11 protein-coding genes are annotated in these 12,624 nt (G+C 63.3%); 4 read left to right on the top strand and 7 right to left on the bottom strand.

Features of this window, described 5'->3' with window-relative positions; genetic code table 11:
- Positions 1–54: 54 nt before the first annotated feature.
- Both D8Z78_RS04460 and D8Z78_RS04455 read right to left on the bottom strand, forming a co-directional pair.
- On the bottom strand, positions 55–1,158 hold the full coding sequence (locus D8Z78_RS04460; protein ID WP_121631438.1) for an extracellular solute-binding protein: 1,104 nt from the start codon (positions 1,156–1,158) through the stop codon (positions 55–57).
- Positions 1,159–1,268: 110 nt separating this feature from the next.
- Positions 1,269–2,369, bottom strand: coding sequence for an ABC transporter ATP-binding protein (locus D8Z78_RS04455; RefSeq protein WP_121631407.1), 1,101 nt, complete (start codon positions 2,367–2,369; stop codon positions 1,269–1,271).
- A gap of 534 nt (positions 2,370–2,903) precedes the next feature.
- Between D8Z78_RS04455 and D8Z78_RS04450 the strand changes: the two genes are divergently transcribed.
- From D8Z78_RS04450 to D8Z78_RS04440, 3 genes are all read left to right on the top strand, one after another.
- A complete protein-coding gene (locus D8Z78_RS04450) occupies positions 2,904–4,100 on the top strand; it encodes a M24 family metallopeptidase (protein ID WP_121631408.1) in 1,197 nt (398 codons plus the stop codon).
- Between the two features lie 75 nt (positions 4,101–4,175).
- On the top strand, positions 4,176–5,336 hold the full coding sequence (argE, locus tag D8Z78_RS04445; RefSeq protein WP_121631409.1) for an acetylornithine deacetylase: 1,161 nt from the start codon (positions 4,176–4,178) through the stop codon (positions 5,334–5,336).
- Positions 5,333–5,977: a GntR family transcriptional regulator gene (locus D8Z78_RS04440; RefSeq protein WP_121631410.1), complete on the top strand. Its 645-nt coding sequence runs from the start codon at positions 5,333–5,335 to the stop codon at positions 5,975–5,977. Before argE ends, D8Z78_RS04440 begins: the two co-directional genes overlap by 4 nt.
- Positions 5,978–6,015: 38 nt before the next feature.
- On the opposite strand, the gene D8Z78_RS04435 is transcribed toward D8Z78_RS04440, so the two are convergent.
- The 3 genes from D8Z78_RS04435 to ribA are packed head-to-tail and all read right to left on the bottom strand — an operon-like array spanning position 6,016 to position 8,653.
- A complete protein-coding gene (locus D8Z78_RS04435) occupies positions 6,016–6,528 on the bottom strand; it encodes a L,D-transpeptidase family protein (protein WP_121631411.1) in 513 nt (170 codons plus the stop codon).
- Positions 6,525–7,520, bottom strand: coding sequence for an LLM class flavin-dependent oxidoreductase (locus D8Z78_RS04430; protein ID WP_121631412.1), 996 nt, complete (start codon positions 7,518–7,520; stop codon positions 6,525–6,527). Before D8Z78_RS04430 ends, D8Z78_RS04435 begins: the two co-directional genes overlap by 4 nt.
- Positions 7,521–7,567: 47 nt before the next feature.
- On the bottom strand, positions 7,568–8,653 hold the full coding sequence (gene ribA / locus D8Z78_RS04425; protein WP_121631413.1) for a GTP cyclohydrolase II: 1,086 nt from the start codon (positions 8,651–8,653) through the stop codon (positions 7,568–7,570).
- Between the two features lie 148 nt (positions 8,654–8,801).
- On the opposite strand from ribA, the gene D8Z78_RS04420 reads away from it, so the two are divergent.
- Entirely contained in the window at positions 8,802–9,488 is a 687-nt protein-coding gene (locus tag D8Z78_RS04420) for a response regulator transcription factor (protein ID WP_121631439.1), read from the top strand.
- A 141-nt stretch (positions 9,489–9,629) separates the two neighbouring features.
- Here D8Z78_RS04420 and D8Z78_RS04415 read toward each other — a convergent pair whose 3' ends face one another.
- Both D8Z78_RS04415 and pnp read right to left on the bottom strand, forming a co-directional pair.
- Positions 9,630–9,980, bottom strand: coding sequence for a YigZ family protein (locus tag D8Z78_RS04415; protein ID WP_121631440.1), 351 nt, complete (start codon positions 9,978–9,980; stop codon positions 9,630–9,632).
- Between the two features lie 260 nt (positions 9,981–10,240).
- Positions 10,241–12,382 carry a polyribonucleotide nucleotidyltransferase gene (pnp, locus tag D8Z78_RS04410; RefSeq protein WP_121631414.1) on the bottom strand — a complete coding sequence of 714 codons (2,142 nt, stop codon included), beginning with the start codon at positions 12,380–12,382 and terminating at the stop codon, positions 10,241–10,243.
- Between the last annotated feature and the right edge of the window lie 242 nt (positions 12,383–12,624).

Raw genomic sequence — 12,624 nt, 5'->3', positions numbered from 1 at the left:
CGCCACGGATCGGAATAAAGCGTAGGGCGGGGCTGACCCCCGCCCCCGTTTGGATTACTGCGCCAGCCAGGCCTGGAACTTCGCGTCGATATCGTCGCGATAGTCAGCCCAGAACTCGTAGTTGTAGAGGAACGTGTTCTCCGCGTTGGCCGGGTCGGTCGGCATGTGCATCTTCATGTCTTCGGGAACCTTCGGTGCCGAAGAGGCACGCGCCGGACCGTAGGAGATGTACTTGGCCTGATCGGCCAGACGCTGGGTGTCGGTTGCGAAGCGGACGAAGTCCATCACGCGCGCCAGACGATCCTCGGGCAGACCGGCGGGGATGATCCAGCCGTCAAGGTCGAACACCTGCGCGTCCCACATCATGCCGATCGGCTGATCCTGCTCGACGATGGCCGAGTACAGACGACCGTTATAGGTCGAACCCATGAAGACCTCGCCATCGGCCAGCAGCTGCGGCGTGTCGGCGCCGGCATTCCACCAGACGACCTGATCCTTGATGGTGTCCAGCTTCGCCAGCGCGCGGTCCTGACCTTCTTCGGTCTCCAGCACGTCATAGACGTCGGCCTTTTCAACACCATCGCAGAGCAGAGCCCATTCCATGTTGTTGATCGGGCGCTTTTCCAGCGCGCGCTTGCCCGGATAGGTTTCCAGGTCGAAGACCGAGCAGATGTCGGACGGCGCATCGACGCCTTCCGGAACCATGTCGGTGCGGTAGCCGAAGGTGGTCGAGTAGACGATCTGCGGGATGTAGCAGTCGGAGACGATCAGGTCGCCGAAGTCGTCGGACGCGTCCGAACCGTCATCGCCCGGCGCCAGCATCTCGTCATGGTCGATTTCCATCGCCAGACCTTCGTCACACAGGCGGATGGCGTCGGAAGCCACCACGTCCACGAGGTCCCAAGTGATGTTGCCGGCTTCGTTCATGGCGCGCAGCTTGGCCACGGCCTCGGCCGAGCTTTCGTCCCAGGAGACCGACACGTCGGGATGCATCTCGACGTAAGGCTTCACATAGGCGTTATCCTGCGAGGACTGGTAAGCACCGCCCCAGGACACGAGCGTCATGCTGTTCGCCATGTTGCCATGGCTCTCTGCCACTGCGGCACCTGCTGCAACAGTCAGCGCCGTGGTCGCAAGAAGAGTCTTGGTGAGTTTCATATTCATACTCCCTAGTTACCCGTTTGAGTGCGGAGGCCGGATCCGGGTGTCAGCCGACCCCTCGTCGTGACCCTGCACCGCCCATAAAGGGGGTGCAAGGAATTCGAGTGTCAGGCGTCCAGCGCGCGGCAGTCGGAGGGCAGCCATCCGATATCGATCTGGGTTCCGGGCTTCAGGCGCACCTGATCCGGCGCGTTCCGCGTCTTGATGACGAAGTCATCGTTGCCCGCGACCCGCAGCCGTGTCCTGAAGATATCGCCCATGTAGACGAATTCCAGAACTTCGGCCTTCAAGGTATGCGCGCCCTCTTGCAGGCGCTCCTTGTTGATCTCGACGCGCTCGGGGCGGATCGAGACCAGCGTGCGGTCGCCGACCTTGGACACGTTGACCGGCTTGGCGTCGATCACCTGTCCATCGTCCAGCTTGACCATGCAGGTATCGCCCTTGATCTCCGTCACCACGCCTTCCAGCGTGTTGTTCTCGCCGATGAACTGCGCGACAAAGCTATTCTTGGGCTCTTCGTACAGCGTATCCGGCGGATCGAGCTGCTGGATGCGGCCATCGTCGAACACCGCGACGCGGTCCGACATGGTCAGCGCCTCGGTCTGGTCGTGCGTCACGTAAACGGTGGTGATGCCCAGATCATGCGCAAGGCGGGTGATCTCGAACTGCATGTGTTCGCGCAGCTGCTTGTCCAGCGCGCCCAGCGGTTCGTCCATCAAGACCAGCTCGGGCTCGAAGACCAGCGCGCGGGCGAGTGCGATCCGCTGCTGCTGACCACCAGAAAGCTGCGCCGGACGGCGGCCGCCAAAGGCGCCCATCTGCACCATGTCCAAGGCGCGCTTGACCTTCTTCTCGCGCTCGGACTTGCCCAGCTTGCGGACTTCCAGCGGGAAGGCGAGGTTCTCTGCCACCGTCATGTGCGGGAACAGGGCATAGTTTTGAAAGACCATGCCGATGCCGCGCTTGTGGGGCGGAATGTTGTTGATGCTGACGCCGCCGATCTTGATCTCGCCATGCGTGGCGGTCTCGAAGCCCGCAAGCATCATCAGGCAGGTTGTCTTACCAGATCCGGACGGCCCTAGCATCGTCAGGAATTCGCCTTTCGGCATGGTCAGGTTGAGATCTTTGACGACCAGTGTCTCGCCGTCATAGCTCTTCTGCACGCGCTCAAAGGCGACAAACGCGTCGCCGGTGTCCGTCTCGGCCAAAGCAGGCTCCCTGTTTGTTGCTCGCGGTTTTGGCACCGCTTGTCTGGGCACAAACTAAACCGACAACCGCATCAGGTTGCAACTGCTATGCCGAAAAAATGCTTGTCCTTTGTGCGACTAAGGGTGGACCGGGCAGAAAATCGGCACTTCGCCGAACATTTGCGTCATGAAAAAGCGCCGTTCGGGAATTTGACCTTTTGGAAAAGCGCCTATTTTTCACTCAATCCAGATCGAAGCGGCGGGTTGGCAGTGCCGACTCGCCCCAGCGTCATATGCTGTTCTACCTATGCGCGCAGGCCGATCTCGCCGATTTCCAGCCCCCGGAGAATCGGCGCAGGCCACCGGCCCTGCGATCCGCATGGTGCCTGCGCGCCGCATTGATGTGCACAGCGGCGGCCATGGCGCCCAAAAATACAGCCACGATGTCCCTATGAGACCGGTCATGTCGCTTTTCGACAGCCATAGATGTGCACAACTGTCTATCTGGACTCACAGCCGCCCCGAACGGCCCTCCCCTATTTCACGGAGACAGCGATGCGTCAGCACCGTTTCGACAAGGACATCCCCTTTACCGAGGCCGAGTATATGCGCCGCCTCAATCTGACCCGCGCCGCGATGGACGCCAAGGGCATCGAGGTGCTGCTGGTCACGGACCCGTCCAACATGGCGTGGCTCACCGGCTATGACGGCTGGTCCTTCTACGTCCATCAGGGCGTGCTGGTCTTCCACGACCGCGATCCCAGCTGGTGGGGCCGCAATCAGGACACCAACGGCGCGCTGCGCACCGTCTGGATGGGCGACGAGCGCGTCATGGGTTACGAGGACACCTATGTCCAGAACCCCGAAAAGCACCCGATGGAGGACCTCGTCCTGCGCCTGAAGGGCATGGGGTTCGAGGCCCCGCGTCTGGGTGTCGAGATGGAGAACTACTATTTCTCCGCCAAGGCGTATCTGGCCCTGAAAGAGGCCGCGCCGGGGATCGAGCTGATCGACGCCACAGCACTTGTGAACTGGCAGCGCGGCATCAAATCCGCCGAGGAAATCACCTTCATGCGGCGCGCGGCGAAGATCTCGGAAAAGATCGTCGACATGCTGTTGGAAAAGGTCGAGCCGGGCGTGGCCAAGAACGAAGTGGTCGCGCAGATCCAGCATGACGCGATCATGGGCGCGGATGGCCATTGGGGTGATTACGCCGCCATCGTGCCGCTGCTGCCCTCCGGGTCCGACGCCGCCGCGCCGCACCTGACATGGGATGGCCGCCCCTTCAACAAGGGCGAGGCGACGTTCTTTGAAATTTCGGGTTGCTATCGCCGCTACCACGCGCCGTTCTGCCGGACGATCTTTCTGGGCGAGCCGCCGGAAATCTTCCGCGCCGCCGAAAACGCGCTGGTCGAGGGCTTGGAGGCGGGCCTCGAAGTCGCCCGCGCCGGGAACCGCGCCTGCGATATCGCGCAGGCCCTTGCCGCCCCGCTGGAGCGCGCCGGGATCGAACGCGGCGCGCGCTGCGGCTATCCGATCGGCCTGTCCTACCCGCCCGACTGGGGCGAGCGCACCGTGTCTTTGCGCGCCGAGGACGAAACCGTGCTGCAACCGGGCATGACCTTCCATTTCATGCCGGGCCTGTGGATGTCGGATTGGGGGATGGAGATCACGGAATCGATCCTCATCACCGAAAATGGCGCGGCAGAATGCTTCTGCGACCGCCCGCGCAAGATGTTCGTCAAGACCTGATCCAAGCCGGGGCGCGCGATCACGATTGTCGTGCGCCCCCTGCAAACCCACCCTTTCGACGTTAGGTATGCCTGTATGACCTCGCTGAAACAGACCGAAACGCTGCTGCGCGACCTGATCGCCTTTCCGACCGTGTCGACCGACAGCAACCTCGACATGATGGCCTATATGGCCAACTGGCTCGAAGGCTTTGGCGCGCGCGTCGATCTGTTCCACGACGAAACCGGGCGCAAGGCGAACCTCTGGGCGACCTTTGGCCCGGCCACCGATGGCGGCGTGCTGCTGTCGGGCCATTCCGACGTCGTGCCGGTCGAGGAACAGCCGTGGAGCCGCGACCCGTTCGGCATGTGGGAAGAGAACGACAAGCTTTTCGGGCGCGGCACGTGCGATATGAAGGGCTTCATCGCCGCCTGTCTGGCCATGGGTCCGCAGTTCGCCAACATGAACCTGCGCCGCCCGGTGCATTTCTGCTTTACCCACGACGAAGAGGTCGGCTGCCTCGGCGCGCGCGCGTTGGTGCCGGAACTGGAAAAGCGCGGCATCCGCCCGACGATGGCGATCATCGGCGAGCCGACAGAGATGCGCATCATCGAGGGCCACAAGGGCTGCTGCGAATACACCGCGCGCTTCACCGGGCTGGAAGGCCACGGGTCAGCCCCCGATCGTGGCGTGAACGCGGTGAAATACGCCGTCCGCTACGTCGCCCGCCTGATGGAACTGGAAGAAGAGCTGAAGGCGCGCACGCCCGCCAATTCCCGCTTCGATCCGCCATGGACCACCGTGAACATCGGCCGTCTGGCCGGTGGCGTCGCGCATAACGTGATCCCCGGCCGCGCCGAGGTGGAATGGGAAATGCGCCCCGTCGCGTGGGACGATGCGGATTTCGTCAAGGCGCATATCAACAGCTTCGTCGCCGACACCCTTTTGCCCGCCATGCGCTCGGTCTACCCGAAGGCCGACATCCAGACCGACGTGATCGGCGAGGTCGTGGGACTGGAGCCGATGGAACATAACGAGGCGCGCGACCTTGTGCGTCGTCTGACCGGGCAGAACGCCTGCGAACTGGTGCCGTTCGGCACCGAAGCCGGGTTGTTCCAAGGGCTTGGCACATCGACCGTGGTGTGTGGCCCCGGTTCGATCGCACAGGCGCACAAGCCCGATGAGTTCATCGCCCGCTCGGAACTGAAGGCCTGCATCGACATGCTGCACGGGCTGGCCGGAAACCTCGCCGCATGACCACCGAGGCCGCAGCGCGGTTTCAACGGCTGTATCAAGAGTTGCGTGAACGCATCTGCCTGCTGGATGCACCGCCGGGCACGCGCCTGTCCGAAGAGGCGCTCGCCGCCGAGTTCGGCACGTCGCGCACGCCCTTGCGCCGGGTTCTGGCGCGATTGGAGGACGAGGGGCTGGTCGAAAGCCGCCATGGCGTCGGCACGCTCGTCACCGATGTCGACCCCGAGGAACTGCGCGAGGTCTATGCCCTGCGGCTGGAACTGGCCGGGCTGGCAGGTGTTTTGTCCCCCCTGCCCGTCACGGATGAGACGCGGTCGGACCTCGAAAGCTTCATCCTGCGGGCCGAGGATCTGGCCCGGCATCCCAGCCCGCGCGGCTTTGCCCGGCTGAACATGGAGTATTTCGCCTTTGGCCTGTCGCTGACCGGCAATCGTGCGCTGCGCGAGGCGTCAGAGCGGCTGTATTTCCGAACCGCGCGGATCTGGCTGCAATCCATTCCCCGCATGGACCTTGCCGCGGAATGCGAGACCTTCGTCGAGGAGTTGCACCAGACCCGAACGGCGCTTGCGGCGGGCGATGTGCAGGCGGCGGCCCTGATCCGGCGCGCGCATATCTCGATGAGCATGGCGCGGCTTTATGCCTGAAGGGGCGCCGGGGCCCAGCCCCGGCCTACGCACACGACTCAGGTGCGCGACATGGTTGCAGGGACGATCAGGCGCGTTGCCGGGGTGATCCGGCGCACGATGCTGTGCAGGTCGTCAGGCGCGAAGGCGATGCAGCCTTCGGTCGGAAAACCCGGCCTGCGCCAGCGGTGCAGAAAAATGGCCGACCCCCGCCCGCGCACGGCTTGCGGCCAATTCCAGTCAGTCAATAGCACAAGATCATAGAGGGGGTCGGCCCGTCGCAACCGCTCATGCGAATGCGGATAGGGCGACCTCACCATGAGGTTGTAATCCGCATGGGTCGGATCGTCGGACCATAGATCGCCCGGGCGGATCGGAACGGCCCATGGCACGGGCCGCACCGTCCGATCCGGACGATAAAGGCAGCCGGTGATCGCATGGATGCCGGCCGGGGTCGCGCCATCCCCTTCGCGCTTGCGCGTCGATACACCGCCGCGCCCGATGGTGCAGGGCCAAAGTCGACCGGCGAACCTCAGGCCCAGCGGCGTCAGGGCCATGTCGCGACCGCTCATGCCGCCTGCGCCACGCCCTGCATCACCTCTGCCGCGATCTCGAACGAGCGCAGCCGGGCGGCATGATCGTAGATGTTGCCGGTCAGGATGATTTCGTCGGGACGATACTGTGCCACGAAGTCGTTGATCTGCGTTGCAACCTGCCCTGCAGTGCCGACGGCCGTCACGCGCAGGCTGTCCTCGACGGCGGATTGCCAAGCGGCCGGGATGACACTGTCCAGATCTGCGACCGGCGGCGGCAACTTGCCGCGCTGATTGCTGCGGAGCCTGTAGAACGCCTGCTGCTGGCTTGTGCGGACGTAATGCGCCTCGGCCTCGGTATCGGCGGCAAAGACGTTGATGGCCATCATCGCATGTGGCTTTGGATGTGCCTCGGACGGCTGGTAATAGCGGCGGTAGACGGCCAGCGCCTGCTCCAACGCCGCCGGGGCGAAATGCGACGCAAACGCATAGGGCAGCCCGAGCAGCGCCGCAACCTGCGCCCCGTGCAAGGACGAGCCGAGGATATACAGCGGCACACCCGTCCCCTCGCCCGGCAGGGCGCGGACGGCGCGGTCGGGGTTCGGCGGGCCGAACATGTCGCGCAGGTCTGCCACCTCTTCGTGAAACCGCTCGGACCGGCTGGGATGCACGCCCAGCGCCTGCATCACGGCCCCGTCCCCGCCCGGCGCGCGCCCAAGGCCCAAATCAATGCGACCGGGATAAAGCGTTGCCAAGGTGCCAAAGGTCTCGGCCACGGCCAGCGGCGCGTGGTTGGGCAGCATGATGCCGCCCGCGCCAACCCGCATGGTCCGGGTCAAGCCAGCCACGTGGCCGATCAGAACCGGCGTCGCGGCCGAGGCAATGCCCGGCATGTTGTGATGTTCGGCCAGCCAGTAGCGATGGTAACCCCAACGCTCGGCATGCACGGCGAGATCGCCGGTGTTGCGAAAGGCGTCCGCCGCATCGGCGCCTTCGCGCACGGGCGCCAGATCGAGCAGTGAATAGCGCATGTTTCCCCTTGACCCTGTGTAGGATGGGTGATCACCCATCCTACTCTTCAAAGCATGTGACCGGACTTCGCAGCCTTCACCGCAAGATAGCGCGCATTGTAAGGCGTCTCGCCGACCTTCAGAGGCACGCGCTCCGAAACCGTGACACCGCTGCGTTCCATCATCGCGATCTTCGCGGGGTTGTTCGTCATCAAGCGCACCGCGCCGAAGCCAAGCTCACCCAGTATCTGCGCGCCAAGGCGAAAGTCCCGTTCGTCATCCTCGAACCCCAATCTATGATTGGCTTCGACCGTGTCAAACCCCTGATCCTGCAAGGCATAGGCCCGCATCTTGTTGGCCAGCCCGATCCCGCGCCCCTCTTGGTTCAGGTATAGCAGCACGCCCGCCCCCTCCTGCCCCATCTGGGCAAGCGCCGCGTTCAACTGTGGGCCGCAGTCACATTTCAGCGATCCCAGCAGGTCGCCGGTAAAACAGGCCGAATGCAGCCGCGCCAGAACCGGCGCGTCCCGGTCCGGGCGTCCGATCTCGATGGCGTAATGCTCGTCCGAGCCGTCCTCGGGGCGAAAGATGTGCAGCCGCGCGTCTTCGGCCGCGCGCAAGGGGACCTTGGCCGAAACCACGTGATCCAGCGGCGGAAGCTCGGCCATGCGCGGTGCAGCCTCGGCGGCGGCGACCTCGATCAGCCCGTGCTGCGCCGCAAAGCCCGGCGCAACCTCGACGACCAACGCGGCGGGCAACAGCCGCGCCGCCTTGCACAGGGCCAAAGCCAGCCGCTCCAACGCAGGCTCGCCCCCGCGCAGCGCACGGAGCGGCCCTTTCATCGGATAGTCCAGATCATCCGCCGGGTCCGCCAATTGCCGCACCCAGCCCAGACCCGCGCCCTCGGGCACCGCGATGCGCGCAAGGTCGCCATCATAGGCGATCGCCTTCAGGGTCGTGGCCCGGCGTGCGGTCAGAACCAGCACAAGATCGTCGAGGTCGGCCATCAGGGTCATGCGATCGGGCGCCACCGTTTCTGCGCCCGCCATCAGGACGCAACGCCCGGCTGCGTCCGCCAGCACCACCGGCACGCCCATGCGCAGGTCGCCACGTGCCCGTGCGAGCGTCTCGTTCAGATCAGCCTTCAGGCCCACGACGCGCCCCTTCTCATTCCAAATCTCTGCAATTGCTGTAACAATTCGCTCTACAGGACACGAGACCGTGAGCGGGATGCAGCATTTCTTGCCCAAGGCGCAAAATGTCCACATCTCGACGAAAAGGCAACACGAGGAGTGCGCTTTCATGGCACAGCTGAGAAACATCCTGCTTGTCGATGACGACGACGACCTGCGCGAGGCGCTGGCCGAGCAATTGGTCATGACCGAGGATTTCGAGGTCTTCGAGGCCGAAAGCGGCGCCAGCGCGATGTCCCGGTCCAAGGAACAGATCTACGACCTGATCATTCTCGATGTCGGCCTGCCCGACACTGACGGGCGCGAACTGTGCCGCCTGATGCGAAAGCAGGGGATCAAGGCGCCGATCATCATGCTGACCGGGCATGACAGCGATGCGGACACGATCCTTGGCCTTGATGCAGGGGCGAATGACTATGTCACCAAGCCCTTCAAGTTCCCGGTCCTTCTCGCGCGTATCCGTGCCCAATTGCGGCAGCACGAGCAGTCCGAGGACGCGGTGTTTACCGTCGGTCCTTACACGTTCAAACCCTCGATGAAGATGCTGATCACTGAGGATGACCGCAAGATCCGCCTGACCGAGAAAGAGACGAACATCCTCAAGTTCCTCTACCGCTCGACCGAGGGCGTGGTGCCGCGCGATACGCTGCTGCACGAGGTCTGGGGCTACAATGCCGGGGTCACGACCCACACGCTGGAAACCCACATCTACCGCCTGCGCCAGAAGATCGAGCCCGATCCCTCGAACGCACGGCTTTTGGTGACGGAATCAGGTGGCTATCGGCTGGTCGCATGAAAGATGCATGCGTTTGACACAGATCAAAGTCGCATTGCGTCATCACCTTTAAACGTCGATCATAGAGACGACCCGGGCGCGCTTGCGGGTGATCAAGCGCAACCTCCCTGTTGGACTGGCCGGGCCCTGTGCCCGGCATTTTTATTGGCGGTTGTCGAGATAGTACCGTACGGCGTCCTGCACGTGGCGAAACCGGTCGCCGCCCAGATGCTTGCCGCCATACCAGCGGGTGACCACGACGATCTCGTCTCGTACGTCGTCGCGTTCCAGCATCCGCAGGATCACCATGCCCGCGCCGCTTTCGCCGTCATCGTTTTTCAACGGGCCATCCGCTGTCAGGCAAGCCCATGTGTTATGGGTGGCCTTGGCGAATTTCTTTTTCCGCTTCAAGGCTTTGAGGAAAGCGGCCGCGTCATCGGCATTGGCGCAGGCGCCACCGGACACCGCGTAACGCGACCCCCGGTCGGATATGATATTCTCGAAGATCAGCACGCCCACCTGCTTACCCCCAGCTCCGCCGGGTCGCAACAGGTCAGACATGGAATTGGGCCCTGACATCCCCATGCCAAGGCCCAAAGCGGGGCATCCCGTGAGTCGGCGAAGTACCGTGCCTTTGATGTTCCATTGCCGGCTTCGAGCTTGGCAGAAACATGTAAACAAAGTCCTAATTTTCCACGCAATTTCCGCTGGCGCCAAAAAGAAAAGGGCGCCCCGAAAGGCGCCCTCCTGTCGATTTGCAAAGGTGCGACCGATTATTCGGCGGTCTCTTCCTTGGCTTCTTTTTCCAGTTCCTTGCCGGTCTCCTGATCGACCATCTTCATTGCAAGGCGCACCTTGCCGCGGTCGTCGAAGCCCAGCAGCTTGACATAGACTTCCTGCCCTTCCTTCAGCACATCCGACGGATGGTTCAGGCGGCGGTTCTCGATCTGGGACACGTGCACCAGACCGTCGCGCTTGCCAAAGAAGTTCACGAAGGCGCCGAAATCGACGATCTTCACGACCTTGCCCTTGTAGATCTGGCCTTCTTCCGGCTCTGCCACGATCGAATAGATCATGTCATAGGCCTTCTGAATGGCTTCGCCGTTCGGGCTGGCGATCTTGATGATGCCGTCATCGTTGATGTCGACCTTGGCACCCGACAGTTCGACGATCTCGCGGATCACCTTGCCGCCCGAGCCGATCACTTCGCGGATCTTGTCGGTCGGGATCTGCATGGTCTCGATGCGCGGCGCGTGGACGCTGAATTCACCGGCCGAGGACAGGGCCTTGCCCATCTCGCCGAGGATATGTAGACGGCCTTCCTTGGCCTGAGCCAGCGCGGTCTTCATGATCTCGGGCGTGATGCCTGCGACCTTGATATCCATCTGCAGCGAGGTGATGCCCTTCTCGGTGCCAGCCACCTTGAAGTCCATGTCGCCGAGGTGATCCTCGTCGCCAAGGATGTCGGTCAGAACGGCATAGTCGCCATCGTCTTCCAGCACCAGACCCATGGCCACACCGGCCACCGGCGCCTTGAGCGGAACGCCCGCATCCATCATCGACAGCGAGCCACCGCAGACCGACGCCATCGAGGACGAACCGTTCGACTCGGTGATCTCGGACACGACGCGGATCGTGTAGGGGAAGTCGGTCGCCGCCGGCAGAACCGCCTGAAGCGCGCGCCAAGCGAGTTTACCGTGACCGATTTCACGACGGCCCGGGCTGCCCACGCGGCCAACCTCACCCACCGAATACGGGGGGAAGTTGTAGTGCAGCAGGAAGTTCGAGCGGTAGTTGCCGTGCAGCGCGTCGATGATCTGCTCATCGTCGCCGGTGCCCAGCGTGGTCACGACCAGACCTTGGGTCTCGCCCCGGGTGAACAGGGCCGAACCGTGGGTCCGCGGCAGCAGGCCGGTTTCGCACACGATCGGGCGGACCTGATCCAGCGCGCGACCGTCGATGCGGCGCTTGTTCTTGACCACGTCCGAGCGCAGAACGGTCGATTCCAGCTTTTTCAGGGCCGAGCCGAGATTGGTGTCGGCCAGCTGCTCTTCGGTCAGCGCCGCCTTGATCCCTTCCTTGGCGGCGGAAACCGCGGCAACGCGTTCCTGCTTGTCGGTGATCGCGTAGGCGGCCTTCATCTTGTCCTCACCGGCGGCCTTCACGGCAGCGTAGAGGTCAGAGTAATCCGGCGGGGTGAAGTCGAAGGGTTCCTTGGCGGACTCTTCGGCCAGATCGATGATCAGGTCGATGACCGGCTGGATCTGCTCATGCGCGAACAGAACCGCGCCCAGCATCTCGTCCTCGGTCAGCTCATAGGCCTCGGATTCCACCATCATCACGGCGTCCTTGGTGCCCGCGACGACGAGGTCCAGACGCTGCTCGGGGTTGTTGCGCAGCTGGTCCATGTCTTCGACGGTCGGGTTCAGGACGTATTCGCCATCCTCGAAACCAACGCGCGCACCGGCGATCGGGCCCATGAAGGGCGCGCCGGAAATGGTCAGCGCAGCGGATGCGGCGATCATCGCGACGATGTCGGGATCGTTGACCAGATCGTGGCTCAGCACGGTGCACATCACCAGAACTTCGTTCTTGAAGCCGGGCACGAAGAGCGGGCGAATGGGACGGTCGATCAGGCGCGCGGTCAGCGTTTCCTTCTCGGTCGGGCGGGCTTCACGCTTGAAGAAACCGCCGGGCACCTTGCCCGCGGCATAGTATTTTTCCTGGTAGTGGACGGTCAGCGGAAAGAAGTCCTGGCCTTCTTTTTGCTGCTTGGCGAACGTCACGTTCGCCATGACCGAGGTCTCGCCCAGCGTGGCGATCACGGAACCATCGGCCTGACGGGCAACCTTGCCCGTTTCCAGTGTGAGCGTTTCCTCGCCCCACTGCATCGTCTTCTTCACTTCTTTGAACATCATGTATCCTCTTGGAGGCGCTCCGGCCCCTGCCGGTCCTCCGATCCAAATGGCGGCCCCATTGCCGCCGACCCCTCTCAATCATGTCATGCGCCGGGGTCCGGGCGTCACGTCTCAGATGTGCCTGCGCCATACAGGTTTTCAAGGCGTTTGGAAAGCATTGCCTGCGGTTCGACGCACCGAAAAGCCGCCGTTTGGCCGGGTCGAAGCAAAAGAAAACGCCCGCCTGCCGGTCTGGCAAG

The organism is Tropicibacter alexandrii (assembly GCF_003667315.2).
GTDB classification, from domain to species: Bacteria; Pseudomonadota; Alphaproteobacteria; order Rhodobacterales; family Rhodobacteraceae; genus Tropicibacter; species Tropicibacter alexandrii.
Note: the sequence above shows the minus strand (reverse complement) of the source record. Positions and strands in the feature narration are given on the sequence as shown.